Genomic DNA, 23353 nt, shown 5'->3' with positions numbered 1-23353 from the left:
TTTCACGATATGGGCCAAGCACTTCGCTTGTGGCATGTCGTATGTCGCCATATATAGCGGTAGGTTTCTGGCTGTGGACAATTTCCGGTGCTGAAGAAGAATGACATTGGGCCGCAGGCCTATCGCGACGCGATGAGCCATTTTGCCGGCCACGTCCATGTGGTCACCACCGATGGGCCGGCGGGCAAGCGCGGCGCGACGGTGATCGCGGCCTGTTCGGTGTCGGACACGCCGCCGACGATTCTCGTCTGCCTCAACCGTGAAAACCCCAAGAATGAGCCGTTCGTGAAAAACGGCAGATTTGCCCTGAACACGCTGGCTTCGCATCAGGAGCCGCTCTCGATCGGCTTTTCCGGCATCACCGGCCTGCCGGTCGAGGAACGCTTCGCGCTCGGCGAATGGGACGTGATTTCGACCGGCGCGCCGACGCTGAAGGGCGCGCTCGCGGTGTTCGACTGCGAGCTGATCGACAGCAAGGACCTGGCCACGCATCGTGTGCTTTTTGGCAAGGTGACAGGTCTGCGCATGGGCGATAATTTGCGGCCGCTGATCTATCACGCCCGCGGCTACCATGTCCTGGACAGCGGGGCGGCGGCGTTCACGGAGAAAGAATGAACGAGCTGAAACCGCGTGCCGCGCCGCGGACGATCGACGAGACGCTCGATCTGCTGACCGGTGCGGACTATGTGGCGGACCGGTCATTGGCAACCGTGCTGTTCCTGTCGCTGCGTATGAAACGGCCGCTGTTCCTCGAGGGCGAGGCCGGTGTCGGCAAGACTGAGATCGCCAAGGTGCTGGCGCAAGCGCTTGGCCGCCGGTTGATCCGCTTGCAGTGCTATGAAGGCCTTGACGTCTCGTCTGCCGTCTACGAGTGGAACTACGCCGCGCAGATGATCGAGATCCGCATGGAGGAGGCGGCTGGCAAGGTCGACCGCTCCGACATGGAGCGCAACGTTTTCTCCGAAAAATACCTGATCCGTCGCCCGGTGCTTGACGCGCTGACCGGCAAGGCGGGTGCCGCGCCGGTCTTCCTGATCGACGAACTCGATCGCACCGACGAGGCCTTCGAGGCGTTCCTGCTCGAAATCCTGTCCGATTTCCAGGTGACGGTGCCTGAACTCGGCACGATCAAGGCGGAAGAACCGCCGATCGTCATCATCACCACCAACCGCACCCGCGAGATCCACGACGCGCTGAAGCGGCGCTGTCTCTATCACTGGGTCGACTATCCCAATGCCGAGCGCGAGCTGGAGATCGTGCGCCGAAAGGTGCCCCAGGCCAACCAGCGGCTTTCGGCCGAGGTGGTCTCCTTCATCCAGAAGCTGCGCCAGATCGAGCTGTTCAAGGTGCCGGGCGTCGCCGAGACCATCGACTGGGCCGGCGCGCTGACGGAACTCGACAAGGTGGCGCTTGATCCCGAAACCGTATCCGACACCATCGGCGTGCTGTTGAAATACCAGGACGACATTGCCCGTATCGAACAGGGCGAAGGCCGGCGCATCCTCAACGAGGTGAAGGCTGAGCTTTCGGCGGCGGAGTAGGCGATGCCGCGCCCCGAGCCGAAAGAGGCGACAGTGGACGGTCGGATTGCCGACAATATCGTCTATTTCGCCCGCACTTTGCGTAAGGCCGGCATGCGGGTCGGACCGGCGTCGGTCAAGGATGCCATCGAGGCAGTGCTCGTCGCCGGCATCGGTTCGCGCGATGATTTCTACTGGACGCTGCATGCCGTGCTGGTGTCCCGCCACGAGGACCACGCCATCTTCGACGAAGCTTTCCGGCTGTTCTGGAAGTCGCGCGAACTGATCGAGAAGATGCTGGCGATGTTCTCGCCGGTGGCGCCCGACACCAGGCAAAAACAGAAGCCGCGCGCCGCCGAAAACCGCGTCAGCCAGGCGATGTTCGAGGGCCATCAGAAGAACCAGCCGACGCAGGAAATCCCCGAAATCGAGGTCGATGCCCGCTTTACTTTTTCCGGCAACGAGGTGCTGCGCGGCAAGGACTTTGCCCAGATGAACGCAGTCGAGATGGCGGATGCCAGGAAGGCGATCGCCCAGTTGCGGCTGCCCTTCGACATGGTGCGGACCCGGCGCTTCAAGGCCGATGCGCATGGCCGCCGCATCGATCCGCGCGCCATGATGCGTTCGGCCGCCCGCACCGGCGGCGAACTGATCCTGCCGAAATTCCGCTCACAGCGCGAGGTTCACCCGCCGCTGGTGGTGCTGGCCGACATTTCCGGCTCGATGAGCCAGTACACGCGCATCTTCCTGCACTTCCTGCATGCGCTGACCGAAAAGCGCCGCCGTGTCCATACTTTCGTTTTCGGCACCCGGCTGACCAATCTGACCCGGCAGATGCGCCACCGCGATCCGGATGCCGCACTGGCCGACTGCTCGGCGGCGGTCAAGGACTGGTCGGGCGGCACGCGCATTGGCGATACGCTGGCCGAGTTCAACCGGCTGTGGTCGCGCCGCGTTCTGGGGCAGGGGGCGGTGGTGCTTTTGATCACCGACGGGCTGGAGCGCGACGATGTCGTCGGCCTCTCGGAGGAGATGGACCGCCTGCACAAATCCTGCCGGCGGCTGATCTGGCTCAACCCGTTGCTGCGCTTCGACGGTTTCCAGGCGCGCGCCCGCGGCGTCAAGGCGATGCTGCCGCATGTCGACGAATTCCGCTCGGTGCACAATCTCGATGCGCTCGCCGACCTCTGTGCCTCGCTGGACAAGAAATCGGCCGCTTCGGTCGATCCGCGCCGCTGGCTGGAAGCTGGTGTCAGGCACGCCGCATAGCCATATGTCTATCCATCGGGAAACAGACTCCCAGAAAAAATTGAAATCCCCGGACAGGAGGCCCGATCGATGACGCTCCAAAGCATCAACCCCAAGGATCTGCCAATTCCGCAGACGTACAGCCAGGTCGTCGTTGCGACAGGGAGCAAGTTGGTGTTCATCTCGGGCCAGGAGCCCGAAGACCTACATGGTAAGCTTGTTGGCCGTGGTGATCTTGCGACTCAGGCGCGCCAGGTGTTTGCCAATCTCGGCCGAGCACTTGCCGCCGCCGGTGCGGCGCCTACGCAGGTCACCAGGATCACGATCTATGTCGTCAACTACAATCGCGATGAATGCCTGCCGATCATCGAAAAGGCGCGGATAGGGTTGTTCGGAGATCACAAACCAGCCGACGTGGTGCTTGGCGTGGCGAGCCTGTCCCCCGACTACCTCATCGAAGTTGACGCATTCGCGGTGATTGATTGACCATGCGTTTGCCGCGCGCCAAGTGGATCACGACGAACCCGCTTGCGCGAACTGGCGGTGCCCAGATCATAAACAGACTCCAAGAGAAGCGACCATGGAAAACAGCATTTATCTCGACGAGGCCCGCGATCCGCTGATCATCGCGGAAGGCTGGATGAAGGACGGCAAGGATGTCGCCATCGCCACGGTGGTCGAGACCTGGGGATCGGCGCCTCGCCCCGTGGGCAGCCATCTGGTCATCGACGCCGACGGCAATTTCCACGGCTCGGTCTCCGGCGGCTGCGTCGAAGGCGCGGTGGTTACCGAAGCGATCGATGTGATCGACACAGGCAAGGCCAGGATGCTCGAGTTCGGTGTTGCCGACGAAACCGCCTGGCAGGTCGGCCTGTCCTGCGGCGGCCGCATCAAAGTCTATGTTGAAAGATTGGGCTGACCTTTATGGACCCGTATGCGCTCAAGATGTTGAACGCCGAACGCCGCGCCCGCCGCGCGGCGATCCTCGTCACCGATCTCGGTGACGGCCGCGACCGTATCGTGCGCGAAGGCGACCAGGTTGCAGGCGATCTCGGCGTTGCTGTCGCCAGGGCGTTTCGATCAGGCAATTCCGGTTCGGTCGAGGCCGAGGGACGGACCTTCTTTCTCAACGCGCATCTGCCGCAGCCGCGGCTGGTTGTCGTCGGCGCTGTGCACATCAGCCAGGCGCTGGCTCCGATGGCCAGGATCGCAGGCTATCCCCTGGAGATCATCGATCCCCGCACCGCCTTTGCCACATCAGACCGCTTTCCCGATGTCACCCTGCATGCCGAATGGCCGGAGGACGTGCTGAAGCGACAGCCGCTCGACAGCTACACGGCGCTTGCCGCTGTCACCCATGATCCGAAGATCGACGATTTTGCGCTGAAGGCAGCGCTCGACGCCAACTGCTTCTATGTCGGCGCGCTTGGCAGCCGCAAAACCCACGCCAAGCGTGTCGAACGCTTGCTGGCGCTTGGCGCGAGCGCCGACGAGATCGCCCGCATTCACGCGCCGATCGGGCTCGACATCGGTGCCGCCAGCCCAGCCGAAATCGCGGTCGCGGTGCTGGCGCAGGTCGTCCATGCCTTCCGCTCGCGCGGTCTGGAAGTGAAAGGCGCGGCAGCGTGAAATTCGGCCCGATTCCGATCGAAGCGGCCGAAGGTGCGGTGCTGGCGCATGCCACCACGGCCGGCGAACGGCGCTTTCGCAAGGCGCACAGGCTGAACGCCGAAGACGTGGCCTTGCTGCGCGGCGCCGGCATTTCTCAGGTCGTTGCGGCCGTGCTGGCCGCCGACGATCTCAGTGAGGACGCCGCCGCGCAGGAAATAGCCGAGAGCATGGCCTTTCGCGGCATCGACGCCCGGCCGGCCGCGACCGGGCGGGTCAATCTCCACGCCGGGTCAGCCGGTATCTTCACCGTCAACGCCGCTGTCATCGACGCCATCAACGCCGTCGATCCCGCCATCACCATCGCTACGTTGGCGCAGCATGCGCCGGTCGAGAAAGGCCAGATGGTCGCGACGGTGAAGATCATTCCCTTCGCGGTCAGCTCTGCGCTGGTCGATGCGGTCAAGAAAATCTGCGCCGGCGGGGAAGTCTTTGCCGTCAACGCCTATCAGCCAGTGCGTGTCGGCGTCATCCAGACCGTCCTGCCGGGCATCAAGCCGAGCGTGCTCGACAAGACGCTGCGCGTCACCGAAGCGCGGCTGGCGCGCACCGGCGGCAGGCTGACAGCGGAGCGTCGCACCCCGCACGAGATCGCTCCGGTGGCGGAGGCCGCGGCCTTGCTGGCGCGCGACAACGACATGGTGGTGATCTTCGGCGCGTCGGCGATGAGTGATTTCGCCGATGTCATTCCGGCGGCGATCGAGAGGGCGGGTGGTACTGTTATCCGCGCGGGCATGCCGGTCGATCCCGGCAATCTGCTGGTGCTCGGTATGCTCGGCGGCAAACGTGTCATCGGTGCACCGGGCTGCGCCCGCAGCCCCAAGGAAAATGGCTTCGACTGGGTGCTGGACCGGTTGATCGCTGGCCTTGACGTGACCGCCAAGGATATCGCCGGCATGGGCGTCGGCGGGCTGTTGATGGAAATCCCGACCCGGCCGCAGCCGCGCGAACCCCTGCCGCCCAAAAACAAGCTCAAGGTTGGCATCGTGCTTCTGGCGGCTGGCCGGTCGAGCCGCATGGGCGGGCCGAACAAACTCTTGGCGCTGTTCGACGGCAAGCCGCTGGTGCGCCGCACCGCCGAGCGCGCGCTCGGCTCGAAGGCTTCGGCCACGATTGTCGTCACCGGCCACCAGCGCGAGCGGGTGCAGGCGGCGTTGGCGGGGCTGGATGTGGCTTTCGCCGACAATCCCGATTTCGCCGACGGCCTGTCCACCTCGCTAAAGGCCGGCATTGCTTATCTGCCCGAAGACTCCGCCGGCGTGATGATCGTTCTCGGCGACATGCCGGGTGTCTCGTCTGATGACCTCGACAGGTTGATCGATGCATTCCGCAAGGCCGGTGGCAATTCGGTGGTGCGCGCCTCGCATGACGGCAAACGCGGCAATCCGGTGCTTTTGCCGCGCTCGCTGTTTCCGGCGATCGCCCATCTGGAAGGCGACACCGGTGCACGCCATCTGGTCGAGGCCGAAGGGCTCGATGTCATCGATGTCGAGATCGGCGCAGGGGCGTCCGTCGATGTCGACACCCGCGAAGCGCTGGAAGGCGCCGGCGGCGTATTGCAGGATTGACAAACCGAAGCTGAAAAACGCATGCCTGCTGGCATGTCATTCCGCTTCCGATTTTTCTGTGTCTTTGTAACCGCGACGGCCCTGTTGTCGGTGGCCGCGCAAAGTCAGACGCTGTCGCTAAAACCCTTCAAGGACGATCTCTTCGCCTATCCGGCCGTGCTGTCGTCCGACACCAGCGGCGCCTACACGGTTCTCGACTACCACGAGCTACGCGACATCAACCAGCGTGACGAGGTGCCGGAGCGCAGGGTGCGCGCGCAATACACCGACACCAGCGTGCGCAAGGTGCAGCAGGATCTGCTGCTGAAGACCGATGCCGGCGACGTCAGGCACGTTGCCGTCGGCAAGACCGAGGGTGCCGGCATCATCGTGCTTTACCTGCACGGGCAGGGTGGCAGCCGCAAGCAAGGCGTCGACGACTTCACCTTCGGCGGCAATTTCAACCGGCTCAAGAACCTGATGGCCGGTAATGGCGGCCTCTATCTCAGCCCCGACTTTCCCGATTTCGGCGACAAGGGTGCGGCCCAGGTGGCGGCGCTGATCGATCATTATGCCGAACAATCTCCCAGCGCGAAGATTTTCATCGCCTGTGGCTCGATGGGCGGGTCCTTGTGCTGGAAGCTTGCTGCCCGCAACGACACGGGCCGGCGCATCAACGGCCTGCTGCTGCTCGGCTCGCTATGGGACGAGAGTTTTTTCTCAAGCCCGGCCTTCAGGCGTCACGTCCCGGTCTTCTTCGGACAGGGCAGCCATGACGTGGTTTTCCCGGTGGAAAAGCAGGAAGCCTTCTTCCGTGCCATCATCGCCAAATCGAAAGCCTATCCCTATCCGACCCGCTTCGTCCGTTTCGAGACAGGCACCCACGGCACGCCGATCCGCATGACCGATTGGCGCGGCACCCTCAACTGGATGCTGTCGAAGGCACCTTGATCGACGCTGCGGGAAGCCGGGGTAACCCTCAGGGCGCGGTATTGTAGTCGACAACCGTCTGCGGATTCTCCTCGCCGTCGTAGGATGCGTCGACGTCGTACTGGACCAGCGAGAAATTGCCATTGCGGAACAGATATGTCCCCGAATCGGATGCATCGCCGACGCCGCGCCACTTGTTGAAGGTGGTGATCGTGTGGGCTTCCTCGTCATAGTCGGAATTGACCGCCCAGCCGGTCGTCTGGAAGCCAACGATGCTCATGCCCAGCAATTTGCCGTCGCTGTCATTGTTCTCGTAGCGGATATCCATCTTGGGTTCGGCGAACTGCAATTGCTGCACGGCCGATAGCTCGTCGGTCATGTAGTAGACCGAGCTTTCATTGTAGGCAGCCGCTGAGCAGGAGAAATGGAACAGCCGTGTTTCCTTGTCGGGATCGCCGGGCGCTGCATCCTTGTCCTTGTATTTGATCGAAAAAACGGTCGGCTCATCGGCCAGGAACTGCTTGTCGCACTGGTCGCCATAAGTCGCCAGGAAGGCCTTCTTGGCCTGCTCCAGTGCCGTGTCCTTCTTCGGAGGTGGCGGCCCGTCGCCGCAGCTTGGCGGCAGCGCCTCCTCGAAATCGGCGGTCGAGGGTTTCAGCGCACCTTTTTCGATGTGGATCGGATCGAAGGGCGGCGCCGCCTGGATCTGTGCATTGACCTGGCGCAGCGTATAGCAGCCGGCAAAGACCTTTTCGCCGCCGGTCTTGTCGGTGGCGCGAATGGCGACAGGGACGTTGTAGAAAATGCTGCCGGCAGCGCCTTCGTCTGAAATTGCACCGGTCTGGACCTCGACCTTGTCGGTGCCGTCATAGCCCTTGACGAAACTGTCGAAGTCCTTTGCTGGCTTTGTATCTCCGAAATAACCCCAGGCGCGAGCGAATTCATGCCGGTTGATCGCGCTGTAAAGTGAGCGGACGACGGCGTCGGCGCTTGATCGATCGTCGACATACGGCGCTTCGGGTGTATCGTCGGCGGCCAGTACTGTTTGGCCTACTGTAGCAAGGGAGAGAAAGGCAGTCGCTGCGAAAAGGGCGCGTCTCATCGGGAATCTCCGCTCGATGGGGAGATTCTACTATGGCGATTGCGGCAACGTGGTGACGTGGCGCTGGTGGTGCTTGAAGAATCGTGCCTGAAGGCGCTACGTCCGTCGGCCGGCGTTCCGGCCGGACAAGGAGATTTGACGTGACGATATCGATGTATGAGGTATCCGTGCCTGTGTTTACGGAGAGGCTGAAAGCCCTGTCCACCATACTGGCGGCAGCCGAACAGAATGCGCTTGAGCGCAAGATCGACCCGCAGGTGTTCCTGACCTCCAGGCTGGCGCCCGACATGTTTGCGCTGACGAGGCAGGTGCAGATCGCCACCGACCACGCCAAGGGTGCGCCGTCGCGGCTCGCCGGTCGGCAAGTGCCGAGTTACGAGGACAACGAGGCGAGTTTTGCCGATATCCAGGCGCGCATCACGAAGACCCTGGACCTGCTGGCGACATTTTCAGCCGCCGAGTTCGACGGGTCGGACGACAAGGTGATCGAGTTGAAGCTTGGCGGGCGCGAACGCTCGATGCCCGGCCTGCAGTATCTCCTGCATGTGGCCATGCCCAACTTCTATTTCCACCTCACCACTGCCTACGACATCCTTCGCCACAATGGCGTGCCATTGGGCAAGGCGACGTTCCTCGGCGCGCGCTGAAGGACTTGAGGTTTTTGAGATGTCCTGGACGGGTCCGGGACATCTCGCGAGCGTATGTGTCTAGCGAATGGACATTTCGCGGGCGATGCGCGGAAAGTCGGCGGGCTTGATGCCGATGTCGGCGCGGTCGGCATTGCTCATCGAATGAAGCAGTGCGAGTGCCGAGCGGTATCTCAGATGTTCCTGCGGCCGCGGCCGGGCGAACATTTCAGTGAAGAAACCCATGGTTCAGGCTCCTGGTTGATTCCTCCACGGCTGCTAATATAGGTGAATCGTGACAATTGTGCAGTGCAGCATTTGCATGCCTGCCATGTCCTGATGATTTTTCCGAGCATAGTTTTGCGAGCGGGTGCAACTTTTTCCCGATGCGCACCGTAGGCTGAACGCCGGCACATGGCCGGCTTTTCCTCGCCACTCCTGGCGAATTCCGGACTGCATGAAAGTGCAGTCCGGCTTTTGTTTTGCGACGGCAGATACCGCAGCTTTGGTCCCGGCAACGGCTAAATTCGTTAACATCGGTGGCATGCATTTTTAACGAGCCGGTTCTATGGTCTGAAGCTTGGATAGTCGAGCAAGGGGGAGGCTGACATCGCTACTGGCGCCAAGCGGGATTTCGCTTCGTTGCTCGACGACCTCTTCGTCGCTTCAGACAAGCTCGACGGGATCGAGGGCGAAGAGTCCGGCGCTCGCCCATCCATCCCGTTCGACTATCTCTCTGTGGCCGATGAACTTCATTCCGGCCGCATCAAGGTTTCGGGCAGCAGCTTTTCCACTGAATATCGCGAGGCCGGCGCCGATCTGGCGACCGAATTCGCCGCCTTGCTCGAGCATGCCAGACTGGCACTCGCCGGCGAAGAGCTGAAGCCCGAGGAAAGCCTGCCGCCGATCGATCCGGAATCCATTGCCGTCGAACTTGGCCTCAATCAGCCCAAGCAGGTCGCCGATTTTGGCCGCATGCGCCGCAGCTTCGCCTTTGCCAACCATCCGGACCGTGTCGCTCCGCACCTGCGCCAGCGCGCCATGATCCGCATGCAGGTGGCCAATATGCTGATCGACGAGGCAAAGCGCCGCGCGCTGGCCGGCGCTCGCCGCTAAACGCTACTGGTTCACCCAAAAGTCGGGCTGGCGAGGCTTGGAGAGCGCCTCTGCTTTCCCTATAGATGCGGCTTCCTTCCACGCCGCCACGCAAGCTTTCCCTCCGGAGCAGAATTCCATGCACAAACGCCGTCTCGGTCGGACCGATCTTCTTGTTAGCCAGATCTGCCTGGGCTCCATGACCTGGGGCCAGCAGAACACCGAGGCAGATGGCCACGCCCAGATGGATCTGGCCTTCTCGCGCGGCGTCAATTTCATCGACACCGCCGAGCTCTACCCGATCCCGCCCAAGGCGGAGACGCAAGGGCGGACCGAGAAGATCATCGGCAGCTGGATGAAGGCCAACGGCAACCGCGACAAGGTGATCCTGGCCTCGAAAGTCGTCGGCCGCACCGCCAACGGCTGGTTCCGCGGCGACAGGCCGTCGCAACTGGTGCGTGCCGATATCTTTGACGCCATCGACAAATCGCTGGCCAAGCTCGGCACCGACTATCTCGACCTCTACCAGATCCACTGGCCGGAACGGGACATCCCCTGGGGCGCCAACCCGACGCGCGTCGGCGCTGTACCGCGCCGCGCCGATTCTGTGGGCGCACCAACCGACGAAACGCCGATCGCCGAGACGCTTGCCGTGTTCGACGAACTGCTGAAGGTCGGCAGGATCCGCCATTTCGGCCTATCGAACGAAAGTTCCTGGGGCGTGATGCGGTTCCTGGCGGAGGCCGACAAAGGCATCGGTCCCCGCGTCGCGTCGATCCAGAACGCCTACAATCTCGTCAACCGCACCTTCGAGGTGAACCTCGCCGAGGTCTGCGAGCGCGAACAGGTTTCGCTGCTTCCCTACTCGCCGCTGGCGCAGGGCTATCTGACCGGCAAATACGACCATGGCGCCCGCCCTCAGGGGTCGCGCTCGCAGCTCTTCAACCGCGGCCAGCGCTACGAGACACCCAACGCGGCCGAGGCACAGCTCGAATACAATGAGCTGGCGCGCTCCTTTGGCCTCGAACCGGCGCTGTTTGCCAATGCCTACGTCTCGAGCCGGCCCTTCGTCACCTCGAACATCGTCGGCGCGACCACCCTTGCGCAGCTCGACATGGCGTTGTCTTCGGTCGACGTCGTCTGGACCGAAGAGATGCAGAAGGCGGTGGACGCGATCCATCAGCGCGTCGGCAATCCCTGTCCTTGATAGGGGACAGAATTATACAGGAATGACAGAGGGGTGGAGACAATGGTGGATTTTCCGATCGAGGCAGTGCGTGGAAGGTTTCCGGCGCTCTCCCTGACCGACAAGGGGCGGCGGCGGATCTATCTCGACAATCCTGCCGGCACGCAGGTGCCACAGGCAGTAGCCGACGCCGTGTCGCGCTGCCTTCTGACCACCAACGCCAACCTCGGCGGCTATTTCGAAACGACTGTCGCAGCGCAGGCCGTCGTCGACGAGGCGCATCAGGCGATGGCCGATTTCCTCGGTGCGGAAAGCCCTGAGGAAATCATCATCGGCGCCAACATGACGACGTTGACCTATCACATGTCGCGCACGCTCGGCCGCACGATGAAGCCCGGCGACGAGATCATCCTCACCCGCATGGACCATGAGGGCAATGTCTCGCCCTGGCTGCAACTGGCCGAGGACCTTGGCCTGGTGGTGCGCTGGCTGCCGTTCGACGAAAAGAGCTGGCAGGTCGAAGAGGCGACGCTGGCTGATCTGCTTTCGCAGAAGACCCGGCTGGTCGCGCTGAACTACGCCAGCAACCTCACCGGCTCGATCAACCGGGTGAAGGCTTTGACCGCCATCGCCAGGGATGCCGGCGCCCTGGTCTATGTCGACGCCGTGCAGTTTGCGCCGCATGGCCTGATCGACGTCAAAGATCTCGGTTGCGATTTCCTGCTCTGCTCGGCCTATAAATTCTTCGGTCCGCACATGGGCATATTGTGGGGGCGGCGCGATGTCATCGATGGTCTGAAGCCCTACAAGTGCCGCTGTTCTTCGAATGGCCTGCCGGAGCGGTTCGAACTCGGCACGCCGCAGATCGAGCTGATGGCGGGTCTCACGGCCGCGGTCGACTATTTCTCAGGACTGGGTGCGGCAGCGGGCGAGGGTGGGTCGCGAAGGCGCAAGATCGCCAAGGCGTTCGAGGTGTCGATCGCCTACGAAAACCCGCTGGCGCAAAGGCTGATCGAAGGGCTGTCGGACATTTCAGGCCTGACCATTCACGGCATCACCGATCCGAAGCGGCTCGCCGAGCGCGTGCCGACGGTGTCCTTCACCGTCGACGGCATAGTGCCGGAGACGATCGTTCGGCAGATGAACGCCGAAAACATCTTCCTGTGGTCCGGCCACAACTACGCTTGGGAGATCGTCCACCAGCTCGGCATTCCGGCCGAACATGGCGTCGTGCGCATCGGCATCGCGCATTACAACACGGCAGCCGAAATCGACGAGACGCTGGAGAGCGTGCACCGGGTCATCGCAATGCTCAGGCAGCAGCGCTCCTGACGCCCGCTTGAAATCACGCCTTCTTGCCACCGAAACCGGTAAGGAAGGCCGTCAAATTGTCACTGAGTTCGTCGCAGAGATAGCCGCCTTCCTGGACGATGACGGTCGGCAGGCCGAGCTTGGCGATGGCCTCGCCAATGCGGGAGAAGCCCGGTGTCGTCACCGAAAGCCCGCCGAACGGATCGCCCTCGAACGCGTCGAGGCCAAGCGCCACGACCAGCGCGTCCGGCGAAAAGGCGCGGATACGCTGGAACGCCACCACTAGCGCTTCGAGAAACGCCGCATCGGCGGATTTGCGCGGCAGCGGCAGGTTGAAATTGTAGCCAAGGCCCGGACCTTCGCCCCGCTCGTCGGCATGGCCCCAGAAGAATGGATAGAAGCGCACCGGATCGGCGTGCAGCGAGACGGTGAGCACATCCGGCCGCGCATAGAAGATGCCTTGCGTTCCATTGCCGTGGTGCAGGTCGACATCGAGGATCGCCACCCGCGCAGCCTGTTTGCGCAGAACCTGAGCTGCAACGGCCGAATTGTTGATGAAGCAGAAGCCACCGGCGACATCGGCAAAGGCGTGGTGGCCGGGCGGCCGGCACAGCGCATAGGCGGCCGGCGCGCCTGATGTCACGGCTTCAGCGGCTTCGAGGGCGCTCCACGCACTCCAGAGCGCGCTCTGCCATGTCTCGCCCGAGATCGGGCAAGCGGTGTCGGCCATATGATAGCCGGCCTGGCCGACCGCCGAGGCCGGATAGCTGCCTGACCGCGCGATCGGGTGGATATTGGGGATCACTTCGGCGGAAGCGCCCTCGATGCGCTGCCAGCGCTCGAAAATGTGCTCGAGGAAGTCGAGATATTCCGGCGTGTGCACCGCCGAGACCGGGCCAAGCCCATGATTGCGCGGCCGCTCGATCGTGCAGCCGGCAGATAATGCGCCGGCTAACAATCGTTCGACCCGTTCGGGCTGTTCCGGATTGGGCTTCGCGGCACCGCTCGAAAGAAAGGCCTTGGGGTCGTGGCGCTTCTGTTCCTCGGCATAGAAGGCTTTCATTCCTGTTCCCCGTTCTGCGGCGCGTCGGCAAAGGCAAAAAAGGCATCGCCGATGATCTTCTGCGTCTGCTCGTAGCTCGACCAGGCGATGCCCAGCCTTTCATAAAACGCCTTGGCGACCTCATTGTCGGTGTCGACTGATAGCCGCAGATAGACGCCGCCTTCTTTCCGGCACTGCGCCGCGACATGCCGCAGCAGGCGCTCGCCGATCTTGCGGCCGCGGAACCGGTCCTCGACATAGAGGTCCTGCACATAGACGCCGGGCCGGCCCATCCAGGTCGAAAAGATCGGGAAGTGGAGGCAGAGGCCGGCGAATTCGCCACCCACTTCGGCAATCAAGGTGGAAAAGGCAGGCTTTTCGCCAAAGCCGTAGGTTCTGAGATCGTCTGCTGTCGAGATGATCTCCTCCGGCGCGCCGATGTGCGTTCCGAGTTTCAGGATCGCCGTATGGATGGTGTCGACGTCGTCGATGCGGCCGGGCCGGATAACGGTGTCGGTGGTCCTGGCTTGGGTCTTCTCTGGCATGGCTCAGGCCGCGGCGCCGGCCGAGCCCGGCCTGGTCAGAAGGTCATCAAGCTCGTCAATGCCGTCTTCCGAAAAGACGCGGATGCCGTTCGCTTCCAGCAGCGCGGTGGTCGTGCCCTGGCCAGCCACCCGGTTTCCCGAAAAACGCCCGTCATAGATGAAACTGCTGCCGCAGGACGGGCTGCCGTCGGTAAGAACCGCATACCGGCAGCCTGTTTGTCGGGCGAGATCGAGTGCGAGCCGCCCGGCTTCGAGATAAAGTGAGGTCACATCGTTTCCCGTTTGCTCGACCACTCGGCCTTGGCCGTGCAGCACTGCGTGGCCGTCGCCTGTGCCTCGAATTTCTGCCGGAGGACGTGGCGTGGAGAAGCCCGCGGCAACCTCCGGGCAGATCTGCACGATCCGTCCCTCTGCCTGCCATCGCGCAAGAATGGGATGGTCGTTGAGGCGGTAGGAGCCGTTGTAGCGAACCTTGCTGCCGAGCAGGCAGGCTGAAACGAGAACCCTTTCCATATCAGCTCCTCCGCTTGCCACTCGACCTCCAATACCCCCTAGAACGCCACCCGGTCGCCGCCCTTGAGCGCCAGCATGTCGCGCGCTTCGGTGGGTGAGGCAACCTCCAGCGACAGCCCCTCGAGAATGCCACGGATACGGCGCACCTGATCGGCATTGGACTTCGCCAGTTGGCGGCCATCAAAAAGGCTGTCTTCCAGGCCGACGCGGACATTGCCGCCCATCGCCGCGGCGATCGAGATCAGCGGCATCTGATTGCGGCCGGCGGCCAGCACCGAGAACTGGTAGCTGTCGCCGAACAGCTTGTCGGCGATCCGCTTCATGTGGACGAGGTTTTCCGGGTCAGCACCGATGCCGCCCAGTATGCCCAGCACGAACTGGATGAACAGCGGTCCCGACACCAGTCCACGGTCGCGGAAATGCGCCAGCGAATAGAGGTGGCCGACATCGTAGCACTCGAATTCGAAGCGCGTGCCGCAGCCCTTGCCCAGCCTCTCTAGCACGCCCTCCATGTCGGCGAAGGTGTTCTTGAAGATGGTGTCGCGCGTGGCTTCAAGCAGCTTCGGCACCCATTCGTGCTGCCACTCCCTCGGCTTGTCGAGCATCGGAAACAGCGCGAAGTTCATCGAGCCCATGTTGAGCGAACACATTTCGGGTTCGGCCCGCAGCGGCGCCGCCAGCCGCTGGTCGAGCGTCATCAGCGACGAGCCGCCGGTGGTGATGTTGATCACCGCGTCGGTCGCCTGCTTGATGCGCGGCAGGAACTGCATGAAGACGTCCGGATCGGCGGTTGGCCGACCATCCCTGGGATCGCGGGCATGCAGGTGCAGGATCGAGGCCCCGGCTTCGGCGGCCGCGATCGCCTCGGTGGCGATCTGGTCCGGCGTCACCGGCAGATAGGGCGACATCGACGGCGTGTGCACTGAGCCGGTGATGGCGCAGGTGATGATGACTTTTCGCGGCGCCATTTTTGTCCCTCAGCCTTCGACCGGCAGGTCGAGTTCGGCGGCCAGCGCCTGCAGCGAGTCGCCAAGGACCGCGATGATCTCACCAATCTGATCGCGGGTCACAATCAGAGGCGGGCAGACCATGAAATTGTCGCTCACTGGCCCGCCACGCACGCGCCGCGAATAGATGATCAATCCGCGCTCGAACGCCAGATCGATGAGCCTCAAATTGGCGTTGAGGCCCTGTGGCAATGGCTCCTTGGCCAGCGGATCCGCGTAAATTTCGGCTCCCATGAACAGCCCCTTGCCCCGCACGTCGGCAATGAAAGGAAAGCGCCGAGTCAGGGCCTCGAGTTCACCCCTCAGCAATTCGCCCATGCTGGCCGAATTCTCGACCAAGCCAAGGCGGTCGACCTCTCCAAGCACCGCAACGCCCGCTGCACAAGCGACCGGGTTGCCGCCATATGTGTGGCCATGCAGGAAGCCACCGGTCTCCACAACCGGCCCGACGATCTTCTGTGTCGCGGCAAGTGCGCCAAGCGGGGCATAGCCAGATGAAAGGCCTTTCGACAGCGCAACGATATCCGGCCGGCAGGACCAATGGTCGCCACCCAGGAATTTTCCGGTGCGTCCGATGCCAGTCATTACCTCGTCGTGGATCAATAGGATCCCGTAGCGGTCGCAGATTTCGCGGATACGCGGAAAATAGCTGTTGGGCGGCACCAGCGCTGCGGTCGCGGCACCACCGATCGGTTCCATGACGAAGGCGAGCACGCTTTCCGGCCCTTCCTCCAGGATCTTTTCCTCCAGCATATCGGCGTAGCGGATGCCACGCTGTTCCGTCGACAGATTGTCGTGATCGCGATGGACAAAAGGGGCCGGCACCAAAGGCATCGGCCGACCGATCGGGTCGAAAGTCTTGGTGAGGATGTCGTCGCCAGTGACGGCAAGCGTGCCGATCGTCACGCCGTGATAGGAGGGCATACGTCCGATGACTTTCCAGCGTTTGTCCTGACCTGTTGCTACCGCCCATTGCCGCGCAAGCTTGAGGCAGGCCTCGATCGCCTCAGAGCCGCCCGAGACGAAATAGATGCGGTCGAGTCCGTTCGGTAGCCGATCGGCCAGCCCCCGCGCGAGTTCGATGGCCTGTTCGTTCTCAAATTGAAAGATGTAGGCGAAGCTCACGCGATCAAGCTGCCGCGTCATCGCGTCGATGACGTTGCGGTTACCATGACCTATGTTGACGTTAACCGCGCCGCTCGATCCGTCGATGTAGCGGCGGCCGCTCTTGTCCCATAGGTAGATCCCATCGGCGCGGTCCACAATTGGCCGTTGGATTCGTGTGAAATGGAAAAGGTTCGGTCGGCGGTCGGTTTCAACGGACTGCACAGCGATCATTCGCCCCTCTTTTTTCGGCCGAGGTAACGGTCGAGGACATTCCTGGTGACGCGTTCGACCATCGGGTCTTGTCTTAGCAGGCCGGCGACCCACTCGCAGCTTCCGGCATGGAACACCTCGCCCTTGCCGCGCGGGAAATTGACGATCATGCCGTTGCCGCGTTTGACTTTTTCCAGATTGGCGTCGCTGGCCTCGCCGAACAGCGTTTCGGCGGTGAAGCGGCCATCCTCGTCGGTAAGGAACTGGTCCTCTATCGGGATATCTGCGCTTTCCTCGACCTGGGATGCCATGCCAACGGCGAGAACCTGCAACCCGTCGGGCGCACCGCTGGTCGCGGTGGGGTAGGGAAGGCCGCCGCGTATCTCGAAGTCGAGCCCATCGACCTCATAGCCATAGACATGGCTGTCGGCGCCCAGCAGGTCGCCATAATAGACGCCGGTGCCGGCAAAGGCCCAATGCTCTGGCCGGTAGACCGGAAAGCCGCGCACGCCGCGCGGCGCGCAGCCGCCCCAGCCGGCATAGACGCCGCGCGTCGCGTTGAGCCCGAAGGTCGCTGAACCCGGCCGGCCGATTTCCGGCGCTTCCCAGGAATTGGTGGCGCGGGTGACGTCGCCGCCGTGGAGATAGGCGGGGTCCTCGGCACGTGCGCGGTATTTGTAGCAGACCTGCCGGCGGCCCTCGTCCTCCAGCCGCGTCTGCCACATGAAATTGCCGGCAAAGCGCGCTGCATGGCCGCCGCGCTCGACATAGGCGTCGACCGCATCGCGCATGTCCCAGGTCCAGTATTCGTCATGGCCGACGAAGACGGCACAGTCGTAACCGTCGAGAATCTCAGGTGAGAAATGCAGATCGTGCTGGCTGGCGAGGTCGACGCCATAGCCGGCCCGTTCGGCAAAGCGGAGGAAATGGCTGTCGTAGCTGGCCCAGCCGGACGAGGCGTACTTCTTCGAATGACCGGTGGCGAGCGCCCATTCCATGTGCGGATAGCGCGGCACCGTCTTTGGCGGTACGGCGACTTCCAGCGGCACACGCGGCGCGTCTTTCGGCAGCACGACGAAACCGCGGCACCAGGGGCGTTGCGTCGACACGACGGGCGAATACTGGTTGCGGTCCGGCCCGGTGATGCCCTGGTAGTGGTTGGAGCCGCCCCAGGTGTTGTAGGCAAGCCAGGTGCCCGTTGCGGCCACTTGCAGCACTCGGCCGGGTTTCTTGCCGGGCTGCGGGCTGACGATGAACAGATGATGGCAATGGATCGGCTTGCCATCACGGCCATCCGCTTCAAGCGTCACGCGATAGGCGCCGGACGGCCAGTCTGCCCCGACGCGGAATTCAAACGAGGCTTCCCAGCCGCAGCCTTCGACCGAGCACTGGTCGGGGCTGTCCTGCCAGCGCGCCGCGATGCCCGATTTCTCGAACACTTTGGTCTCGGTGCCGCCATCGCGGACGATCGCAATGTTGAATGCCGGAGCCGTCGAACTGACATGGAACGCCACGGTCTCGCCGGCGCGATAGGAAAACCGGTCGCTGTAGCACCAGATCTCGCCGCGCTCGCCATCCATCCCAGGCCATTCGTAGTAGTGGCCGCGTACCGCGTGGCGACGCTGCTCCGGCGTCAGTCCGAAATCGGGGAATTCGGTCGGAAGGTTGATCATGAAGCCCTGAAGTTTCAAAGGCGCCATTTCGGCGATCTGGCGGTCAAGCGTCAAATGGAAACCATCGGGCCAGCATTCGTTAGCCGCGCCCTTGGCCCCTGTGGCCAAAAAGACTATCTCCACAAAGGGCGGCGTTTTCCGCCACCGGAGGCGGCATGCTGAGAATCCAGAAGGTCAAGGTCGACGACATCTACGTGCCGACGGCACGCAAGAAGACGCTGCATCCCGAGACTGTCCGACATCTGGCCGAGGACATCCTCGAAAACGGTATGAAAACACCGATCCAGGTCCGCCACGACGGCAAGCGCCATATCCTGGTCGAAGGCCTGCATCGGCTGGAAGCAGCCAAATGGCTCGGCGAGACCGAGATCGACGCCTATCTGGTGCAGGCCAAGCGCCACTGACGCTCCTTCGTTCGTGATCTCTATCCAACAGGCGCATTTCTCCAGATTTTTTCGCTGGCCCAGATTTTTTCTCTGGCGATGTCGACTTGCGCGTCATCCGTTCGTCCTAGGGACGCAAGCCAGATCAAACCACGCAAGGACCCATCATGACCACCAAGCTCGACATCGCTCCCGCCAATGACCGCGAACTGGTTCTGGCCCGCATCATCGATGCGCCGCGCGAGAACGTCTATCGCTGCTGGACAGACCCGAAACTGGTGACGCAGTGGTTCGCGCCAAAGCCGTGGACGACGCCGCGCGCCGAAATGGATGTGCGCACCGGCGGCTCGAGCCTTGTCGTGATGGCAGGCCCCGACGGCAATGAATTCCCCAACCCCGGCGTTTTCCTCGAAGTCGTTCCCGGCAGGAAGATCGTCTTTACCGACGCCTACACAAAGGCATGGGAGCCATCGGAGAAGCCGTTCATGACCGGCGTGCTGACCTTCGAGGACGAGGGCAATGGCAAGACCCGCTACATTGCTCGGGTCAGGCACTGGAGTGTCGCCGACCGCGAGCAGCACGAGAAGATGGGCTTTCACGAGGGCTGGGGCCAGTGCACCGACCAGCTCGAAGAGCTCGCCAGAACGCTTTGATACCGCCGGGACGAGGAGGAGATCGATATGTTCAAAACCCTGATTTTCGCCATTCTTGCTTCGGCTGCAGCGCTTCTTGCTTCACCGGGCGCCACCAATGCAGAGGAGGCAAAACCCGCCATGACGACCGCTACGAACCCACTGCCGAAGCCGGAAAAATCTGGCCTGCTGCCGGTCAACGGCCTGAACTACTATTACGCCGTCTACGGCAAGGGCGAGCCGCTGCTTCTGCTCCATGGCGGCCTTGGCACGACTGACATGTTCGCGCCGATCCTGCCCAAGCTTGCCGAGAATCGCACCGTCATCGGCGTCGACCTGCAGGGTCATGGCCGCACGGCACTCGGCGATCGGCCGTTCACCCTGGAGGCGATCGGTGACGACATGGCTGATCTCGTCAAGGCGCTCGGCTACGACAAGGTCGACGTCATGGGCTATTCGCTGGGCGGCGGCGTCGCCTTCCGCATGGCGGTCCAGCATCCTGAAACGGTGCGCCGCCTTGTGCTGGTTTCGACCGGCTATGCCGCGGACGGTTTCTACGCCGAGATGCGCGGCCAGCAGGCGCAAGTCAGCGCGGCGGCGGCCGATTTCATGAAGAACACGCCGATGTACAAATCCTACGTCGCGGTGGCGCCGCATCCAGAGGACTTCCCGAGACTCCTCGACACGCTCGGCAACTTCATGCGTCAGAACTACGATTATTCCGCCGACGTCGCCAAGCTGAAGATGCCGGTCATGCTGGCCTATGGCGACAGCGACATGTACCGGCCCGAGCACGAGATCAAGTTCTACCAGATGCTCGGCGGCGGGCTGAAGGACGCCGGCTGGATGCGCGAGAACCTGTCGCAGAACCGCCTGGCGATCCTGCCCAACCGCACCCACTACGATGTCTTCTTCGCCCCCGAACTGACCGCTGCCGCATTGCCGTTTCTCAACGGCGAGACCAAGGTGAAGACCTGGGACGAGGTCGTCAGCGAAACCGAATAACCGCCTGCCGATTCCCACCGGCCGTTTCCGACGAAATGGCCGGCGGTCTTTGTATATGAAGCCTTCGCCCGGCGCGGCTGCCTGAGATGCTTGATGCCGCTCATCTCGACGAAATTCGTCGCCGCTTCCCAAAGATGGTCGCCGTAGAGGAACGGCTCGAAAGGCTCCGCGTCGGTCAGCGGCAGCGGCGCGATCTCCGCGTCGACGCGTGGCTCGTAGAAGAACGGGATCGAGAAGCGCGCCGTCTTCGGCGCGATCATCCGGTGTCGCGTCGCGCGGACGCGTTCGCCGGTCCAGCGCTCCAGCAACTGGCCAAAATTGACAGCTAGTGTGCCATTGGCCGGCGGCACGTCGATCCATTCGCCGGCGAGGTTCATTGCTTGCAGACCTTCGACACCGTCCTGCGCCGGCAAAGTGACGAAGCCGGAATCGGCATGCTCGCGGCCGATGATGGTGCGCGTCTCGCCCTTGTGCACCACCGAAAACTCCGGTCCGCTGGTGTCGACGCCGGCATTGGCGTCACGCAAGGGGTAACGGATCAGGCGCAGCGTCGAGATGCCGTGATCGAAATAGGCGTCGAAGATCGTTTCCGGCAGGCCAAGTCCGCGGGCGATCGACCGCATCAGCGCGTTGCCCACCGTCTCCATGGCGCGGTAGTAGTCCGCTGCCGCCGCGCGCCAGCCGGGCAGGGCCTCTTCGGCCGGCAGGGGTGTCGGCTCGCACAACGGATCGTCGGAAACCGAGGCATCAGCCGCGTCGACAAGACCCGGATCGGCAAGGTCCGGACCCATGTCGATGCCTTCCTTGTAGGAAACGGCTGCCGGCTGCAAAGGGAACCAGCCGCGATAGACGTTCTTTTTGCTGCGGTCGAAATTCCAGCGCAGCAATTTCTGCTTCTCCCCGTCGGGAAGCGCGAAGATGCGCAGCAATTGCGCCCTTCTTTCCGGCGTCAGCCGGTCATCGCCGGGAAAGTCCCGGACGGCCATGAAGCCGATCCCCGAAGCTGCGGCCATGATCCTGGCGTCGGTACGGTCACGGGCGGGCGAGGACGGCCCGAACAGATCCTCAATGCCGATGGTTTCGATGTCCGGTGTCATGGCTTCAGGTCCACTGCATCACGATAAGCGATGGCGTTGTATCAAAGCTTTTCAATTGACCCAATCGGGTCGGCCATTACCTTGCCGCCTATTCTCTTCACCTATGGATCAAGGACGATGGCCAAATATCAGGGCGGATGCCTATGCAAGGCGGTGCGCTATCGCGTCGACGCAGCCCCCATCAACGAACGCGTCTGCCACTGCCGGCTGTGCCAGAAGGTGATTGGCGCCGCCTTCAACGCACGCGTGCTGTTTCGCGTCGATGAAGTGACGATCGAGGGGTCACTGGCGATGGTGAACACCTCACCCGATCTCAAGCGCGGCTTTTGCCCAAGCTGCGGCACGACGATGTTCTCCCGGCGCGATTCCGCCGGCATCATCGGCATCACCACCGGTTCGCTCGACGATCCCACGGCCTTCAAGCCGCAAATGCATATTTTCACGGCCTCGAAGCAGCCCTGGGTGATGCTTGACGATGGCCTGCCGCAGTATGAAGGCGCACCGCCAGGCTGAAGCTTTTGCCTTTTTCCGCAAGGGAGAAAGGAGCCTCAAGCATGAACAAAATTTAATCGAAAGAGACACGAGATAGCCGGCAAAGCGTCATTGGCGGGCCATCATCGTGTCCCTATTTATGGGGCGCGGGTACGGCATTCGAGGAGACGACGGATGAACGACAGCATCAGCACCCTGGACGAGCTTTTGAGCGATCCGATGGTCCTGCTTGTGATGGAGCGCGATCGTGTGCGCCCCGAACAGGTGCGCATGCTGCTCGAACGGGTTCGCCGGACTTCCGTCGACGAGCCTATGGTGCCGCCGGCCCATATGGTGGCCAAAAGCTGTTTCCAGCAATGGCTGCTTACTTAGCTACGGTCAGTTGGAGCTGGCCGGCAAATAGCTGTAATGGCTGCGGAAATAGGCGATTCTGAAGCCCAGGCGCGCGTAGTTGCGATAGGCAGGGCCGTCGCGCTCCTCGTGCGGCGCCTCGATGTCGGCGACGAACAGTTTCGCGCCGGCCGCAATCCCGTCGCGCACCAGCGCTTCCCCAAGCACCGCGTCGAGATCGAAGCTCGGCGCCATGACGCCGGGCACCGGCGCGTCGATGCCGCTCCAGGCCGCGCCGTCGGGCCCGATGAACAGCGAGCGCACCGCCACCACCGCGCCGTCCCGCTTGGCCATGTAGTGATGCCAGCCCTTTCGGCCGACCAGAGCCATCAGCCATGGTGAGGTGGGCAGCCGGTAGCGGCTGTCGATGAAGCCGGCCCATTCGCTTGCCGATGCCTTCGTCACACGTTCTACTGAAACCCCTTCAGCCGTGAAGAGCGGCTCGGATGACAGCGGTTCTGCCCCGCGATAAATCCGCTCCCAGCCGCCCTGGCGCTGCAGGCCGCGCGCCTCGAGCCAGCATCTGAGGCGCGATGGTTCAGTGTGCGGATTGACATAGAACCAGGGCCGCGAAATGCCGGCGGCGCGGTAGTGCGCCAGCAGCGCGTCGAGCTGGCTTTCGGTGGCCGGGCTGTCGACGCCGAAGTTCTTCACGCAGTTGAAATGGACGAACGGAATTGTCGTGCAGGTGGTCCAGGCGAGGCCGCCTTCTTGCGCTATCGAAAGGCCTTGGCTTGCGGCGAAATCGGCAGGCACGGCGGCGTAGAGGTCGAGCCAGGCATTCACCTCGGCGTGCTCGATAATACGGCTGAGGTCGCGCGAGACATCCTCGATCGCGATGACAGGCGGGCATGGTTCGGGCAGGGGCTGCAATTCTGACAGGGCGGTCTGCATGGCTCTCCTCCGTCATATGCCTTACAGTGTAAGATTAGCGGATTTTAATATAACCGCATGGCTTGTCAAGCGGCGCCTTACAAATCCGTAAATTGGATTCCGGGGATCGCCAGACTATGGCTCGGCGGGG

Annotated in this window: 27 protein-coding genes; 17 read left to right on the top strand and 10 right to left on the bottom strand. The window is 62.7% G+C overall.

Going from position 1 to position 23353, the window contains the following annotated elements; translation table 11 throughout:
• Positions 1-87 precede the first annotated feature (87 nt).
• From AC1DYW_RS29635 to AC1DYW_RS29600, 8 genes are all read left to right on the top strand, one after another.
• A complete protein-coding gene (locus AC1DYW_RS29635; RefSeq protein WP_095085520.1) occupies positions 88-615 on the top strand; it encodes a flavin reductase in 528 nt (175 codons plus the stop codon).
• A complete protein-coding gene (locus AC1DYW_RS29630; protein ID WP_477228551.1) occupies positions 612-1541 on the top strand; it encodes an AAA family ATPase in 930 nt (309 codons plus the stop codon). The genes AC1DYW_RS29635 and AC1DYW_RS29630 overlap by 4 nt, the downstream gene beginning before the upstream one ends.
• 3 nt (positions 1542-1544) lie before the next feature.
• Positions 1545-2789, top strand: coding sequence for a vWA domain-containing protein (locus AC1DYW_RS29625; RefSeq protein WP_477228550.1), 1245 nt, complete (start codon positions 1545-1547; stop codon positions 2787-2789).
• A gap of 69 nt (positions 2790-2858) precedes the next feature.
• The gene (locus AC1DYW_RS29620; protein WP_477228549.1) at positions 2859-3254 is read left to right on the top strand and encodes a RidA family protein; all 396 of its coding nucleotides are present in this window, start codon (positions 2859-2861) and stop codon (positions 3252-3254) included.
• A 94-nt stretch (positions 3255-3348) separates the two neighbouring features.
• Positions 3349-3687: an XdhC family protein gene (locus AC1DYW_RS29615; RefSeq protein ID WP_095085542.1), complete on the top strand. Its 339-nt coding sequence runs from the start codon at positions 3349-3351 to the stop codon at positions 3685-3687.
• A 5-nt stretch (positions 3688-3692) separates the two neighbouring features.
• The gene (locus AC1DYW_RS29610; RefSeq protein WP_477228548.1) at positions 3693-4397 is read left to right on the top strand and encodes an XdhC family protein; all 705 of its coding nucleotides are present in this window, start codon (positions 3693-3695) and stop codon (positions 4395-4397) included.
• Positions 4394-6004 (top strand): NTP transferase domain-containing protein, encoded by a 1611-nt coding sequence (locus AC1DYW_RS29605; RefSeq protein ID WP_477228547.1) that lies wholly within the window; start codon positions 4394-4396, stop codon positions 6002-6004. The genes AC1DYW_RS29610 and AC1DYW_RS29605 overlap by 4 nt, the downstream gene beginning before the upstream one ends.
• Before the next feature lie 33 nt (positions 6005-6037).
• Complete coding sequence (locus AC1DYW_RS29600; RefSeq protein ID WP_477228607.1) at positions 6038-6934, top strand: alpha/beta hydrolase family protein; 897 nt, start codon at positions 6038-6040, stop codon at positions 6932-6934.
• A 28-nt stretch (positions 6935-6962) separates the two neighbouring features.
• Here AC1DYW_RS29600 and AC1DYW_RS29595 read toward each other — a convergent pair whose 3' ends face one another.
• The gene (locus AC1DYW_RS29595) at positions 6963-8015 is read right to left on the bottom strand and encodes a DUF1176 domain-containing protein (protein WP_477228546.1); all 1053 of its coding nucleotides are present in this window, start codon (positions 8013-8015) and stop codon (positions 6963-6965) included.
• 140 nt (positions 8016-8155) lie between these two features.
• Between AC1DYW_RS29595 and AC1DYW_RS29590 the strand changes: the two genes are divergently transcribed.
• Positions 8156-8662 (top strand): DUF1993 domain-containing protein, encoded by a 507-nt coding sequence (locus AC1DYW_RS29590; protein WP_095085553.1) that lies wholly within the window; start codon positions 8156-8158, stop codon positions 8660-8662.
• A gap of 60 nt (positions 8663-8722) precedes the next feature.
• Here the strand turns inward: AC1DYW_RS29590 and AC1DYW_RS29585 are convergent, their stop codons facing one another.
• On the bottom strand, positions 8723-8887 hold the full coding sequence (locus tag AC1DYW_RS29585; RefSeq protein WP_023810361.1) for a hypothetical protein: 165 nt from the start codon (positions 8885-8887) through the stop codon (positions 8723-8725).
• Between the two features lie 396 nt (positions 8888-9283).
• Between AC1DYW_RS29585 and AC1DYW_RS29580 the strand changes: the two genes are divergently transcribed.
• From AC1DYW_RS29580 to AC1DYW_RS29570, 3 genes are all read left to right on the top strand, one after another.
• A complete protein-coding gene (locus AC1DYW_RS29580) occupies positions 9284-9757 on the top strand; it encodes a hypothetical protein (protein WP_095085555.1) in 474 nt (157 codons plus the stop codon).
• 118 nt (positions 9758-9875) lie between these two features.
• Positions 9876-10943 (top strand): aldo/keto reductase, encoded by a 1068-nt coding sequence (locus AC1DYW_RS29575; protein WP_477228545.1) that lies wholly within the window; start codon positions 9876-9878, stop codon positions 10941-10943.
• A 42-nt stretch (positions 10944-10985) separates the two neighbouring features.
• Positions 10986-12254: a cysteine desulfurase-like protein gene (locus AC1DYW_RS29570; protein ID WP_477228544.1), complete on the top strand. Its 1269-nt coding sequence runs from the start codon at positions 10986-10988 to the stop codon at positions 12252-12254.
• A gap of 13 nt (positions 12255-12267) precedes the next feature.
• Here the strand turns inward: AC1DYW_RS29570 and AC1DYW_RS29565 are convergent, their stop codons facing one another.
• From AC1DYW_RS29565 to AC1DYW_RS29540, 6 genes are read right to left on the bottom strand one after another with little or no spacing between them, the layout of a single operon-like run.
• Positions 12268-13296 (bottom strand): histone deacetylase family protein, encoded by a 1029-nt coding sequence (locus AC1DYW_RS29565; RefSeq protein ID WP_477228543.1) that lies wholly within the window; start codon positions 13294-13296, stop codon positions 12268-12270.
• On the bottom strand, positions 13293-13820 hold the full coding sequence (locus AC1DYW_RS29560; RefSeq protein WP_457153506.1) for a GNAT family N-acetyltransferase: 528 nt from the start codon (positions 13818-13820) through the stop codon (positions 13293-13295). Before AC1DYW_RS29560 ends, AC1DYW_RS29565 begins: the two co-directional genes overlap by 4 nt.
• A 3-nt stretch (positions 13821-13823) precedes the next feature.
• Positions 13824-14333, bottom strand: a complete 510-nt coding sequence (locus tag AC1DYW_RS29555) for a 2-thiouracil desulfurase family protein (RefSeq protein ID WP_477228542.1) — start codon at positions 14331-14333, stop codon at positions 13824-13826.
• A gap of 38 nt (positions 14334-14371) precedes the next feature.
• Entirely contained in the window at positions 14372-15301 is a 930-nt protein-coding gene (gene kce / locus AC1DYW_RS29550; protein ID WP_477228541.1) for a 3,5-dioxohexanoate:acetyl-CoA acetone transferase, read from the bottom strand.
• 9 nt (positions 15302-15310) lie between these two features.
• Positions 15311-16678: an aminotransferase family protein gene (locus AC1DYW_RS29545; protein WP_477228540.1), complete on the bottom strand. Its 1368-nt coding sequence runs from the start codon at positions 16676-16678 to the stop codon at positions 15311-15313.
• Positions 16675-18330: a N,N-dimethylformamidase beta subunit family domain-containing protein gene (locus tag AC1DYW_RS29540; RefSeq protein ID WP_477228606.1), complete on the bottom strand. Its 1656-nt coding sequence runs from the start codon at positions 18328-18330 to the stop codon at positions 16675-16677. The genes AC1DYW_RS29545 and AC1DYW_RS29540 overlap by 4 nt, the downstream gene beginning before the upstream one ends.
• A gap of 155 nt (positions 18331-18485) precedes the next feature.
• On the opposite strand from AC1DYW_RS29540, the gene AC1DYW_RS29535 reads away from it, so the two are divergent.
• From AC1DYW_RS29535 to AC1DYW_RS29525, 3 genes are all read left to right on the top strand, one after another.
• On the top strand, positions 18486-18734 hold the full coding sequence (locus AC1DYW_RS29535; RefSeq protein ID WP_095085577.1) for a ParB N-terminal domain-containing protein: 249 nt from the start codon (positions 18486-18488) through the stop codon (positions 18732-18734).
• 146 nt (positions 18735-18880) lie between these two features.
• Positions 18881-19366, top strand: coding sequence for an SRPBCC family protein (locus AC1DYW_RS29530; RefSeq protein WP_457154010.1), 486 nt, complete (start codon positions 18881-18883; stop codon positions 19364-19366).
• Positions 19367-19393: 27 nt separating this feature from the next.
• Entirely contained in the window at positions 19394-20350 is a 957-nt protein-coding gene (locus AC1DYW_RS29525) for an alpha/beta fold hydrolase (RefSeq protein ID WP_477228539.1), read from the top strand.
• Here the strand turns inward: AC1DYW_RS29525 and AC1DYW_RS29520 are convergent.
• Complete coding sequence (locus AC1DYW_RS29520) at positions 20245-21447, bottom strand: isopenicillin N synthase family dioxygenase (protein WP_477228538.1); 1203 nt, start codon at positions 21445-21447, stop codon at positions 20245-20247. The genes AC1DYW_RS29525 and AC1DYW_RS29520 overlap by 106 nt on opposite strands.
• A 117-nt stretch (positions 21448-21564) precedes the next feature.
• Between AC1DYW_RS29520 and AC1DYW_RS29515 the strand changes: the two genes are divergently transcribed.
• Positions 21565-21960, top strand: coding sequence for a GFA family protein (locus AC1DYW_RS29515; RefSeq protein WP_457154013.1), 396 nt, complete (start codon positions 21565-21567; stop codon positions 21958-21960).
• A 153-nt stretch (positions 21961-22113) separates the two neighbouring features.
• Positions 22114-22311 (top strand): hypothetical protein, encoded by a 198-nt coding sequence (locus AC1DYW_RS29510; protein WP_095085597.1) that lies wholly within the window; start codon positions 22114-22116, stop codon positions 22309-22311.
• Between the two features lie 6 nt (positions 22312-22317).
• Here AC1DYW_RS29510 and AC1DYW_RS29505 read toward each other — a convergent pair whose 3' ends face one another.
• Complete coding sequence (locus AC1DYW_RS29505; RefSeq protein WP_457154128.1) at positions 22318-23223, bottom strand: hypothetical protein; 906 nt, start codon at positions 23221-23223, stop codon at positions 22318-22320.
• Between the last annotated feature and the right edge of the window lie 130 nt (positions 23224-23353).

Source organism: Mesorhizobium sp. P2_D5, from assembly GCF_056404355.1.
The sequence above is the reverse complement of the archived record's forward strand: the minus strand, read 5'-3'. Positions and strand labels throughout refer to the sequence as shown.

Coding starts and splice junctions, on each gene's coding strand:
- AC1DYW_RS29630 (WP_477228551.1), top strand. CDS start 612: ATGAACGAGCTGAAACCGCGTGCCGCGCCGCGGACGATCGACGAGACG.
- AC1DYW_RS29625 (WP_477228550.1), top strand. CDS start 1,545: ATGCCGCGCCCCGAGCCGAAAGAGGCGACAGTGGACGGTCGGATTGCC.
- AC1DYW_RS29620 (WP_477228549.1), top strand. CDS start 2,859: ATGACGCTCCAAAGCATCAACCCCAAGGATCTGCCAATTCCGCAGACG.
- AC1DYW_RS29615 (WP_095085542.1), top strand. CDS start 3,349: ATGGAAAACAGCATTTATCTCGACGAGGCCCGCGATCCGCTGATCATC.
- AC1DYW_RS29610 (WP_477228548.1), top strand. CDS start 3,693: ATGGACCCGTATGCGCTCAAGATGTTGAACGCCGAACGCCGCGCCCGC.
- AC1DYW_RS29600 (WP_477228607.1), top strand. CDS start 6,038: ATGTCATTCCGCTTCCGATTTTTCTGTGTCTTTGTAACCGCGACGGCC.
- AC1DYW_RS29595 (WP_477228546.1), bottom strand. CDS start 8,015: ATGAGACGCGCCCTTTTCGCAGCGACTGCCTTTCTCTCCCTTGCTACA.
- AC1DYW_RS29585 (WP_023810361.1), bottom strand. CDS start 8,887: ATGGGTTTCTTCACTGAAATGTTCGCCCGGCCGCGGCCGCAGGAACAT.
- AC1DYW_RS29575 (WP_477228545.1), top strand. CDS start 9,876: ATGCACAAACGCCGTCTCGGTCGGACCGATCTTCTTGTTAGCCAGATC.
- AC1DYW_RS29570 (WP_477228544.1), top strand. CDS start 10,986: ATGGTGGATTTTCCGATCGAGGCAGTGCGTGGAAGGTTTCCGGCGCTC.
- AC1DYW_RS29565 (WP_477228543.1), bottom strand. CDS start 13,296: ATGAAAGCCTTCTATGCCGAGGAACAGAAGCGCCACGACCCCAAGGCC.
- AC1DYW_RS29560 (WP_457153506.1), bottom strand. CDS start 13,820: ATGCCAGAGAAGACCCAAGCCAGGACCACCGACACCGTTATCCGGCCC.
- AC1DYW_RS29555 (WP_477228542.1), bottom strand. CDS start 14,333: ATGGAAAGGGTTCTCGTTTCAGCCTGCCTGCTCGGCAGCAAGGTTCGC.
- kce (WP_477228541.1), bottom strand. CDS start 15,301: ATGGCGCCGCGAAAAGTCATCATCACCTGCGCCATCACCGGCTCAGTG.
- AC1DYW_RS29545 (WP_477228540.1), bottom strand. CDS start 16,678: ATGATCGCTGTGCAGTCCGTTGAAACCGACCGCCGACCGAACCTTTTC.
- AC1DYW_RS29540 (WP_477228606.1), bottom strand. CDS start 18,330: ATGATCAACCTTCCGACCGAATTCCCCGATTTCGGACTGACGCCGGAG.
- AC1DYW_RS29535 (WP_095085577.1), top strand. CDS start 18,486: ATGCTGAGAATCCAGAAGGTCAAGGTCGACGACATCTACGTGCCGACG.
- AC1DYW_RS29530 (WP_457154010.1), top strand. CDS start 18,881: ATGACCACCAAGCTCGACATCGCTCCCGCCAATGACCGCGAACTGGTT.
- AC1DYW_RS29525 (WP_477228539.1), top strand. CDS start 19,394: ATGTTCAAAACCCTGATTTTCGCCATTCTTGCTTCGGCTGCAGCGCTT.
- AC1DYW_RS29520 (WP_477228538.1), bottom strand. CDS start 21,447: ATGACACCGGACATCGAAACCATCGGCATTGAGGATCTGTTCGGGCCG.
- AC1DYW_RS29515 (WP_457154013.1), top strand. CDS start 21,565: ATGGCCAAATATCAGGGCGGATGCCTATGCAAGGCGGTGCGCTATCGC.
- AC1DYW_RS29510 (WP_095085597.1), top strand. CDS start 22,114: ATGAACGACAGCATCAGCACCCTGGACGAGCTTTTGAGCGATCCGATG.
- AC1DYW_RS29505 (WP_457154128.1), bottom strand. CDS start 23,223: ATGCAGACCGCCCTGTCAGAATTGCAGCCCCTGCCCGAACCATGCCCG.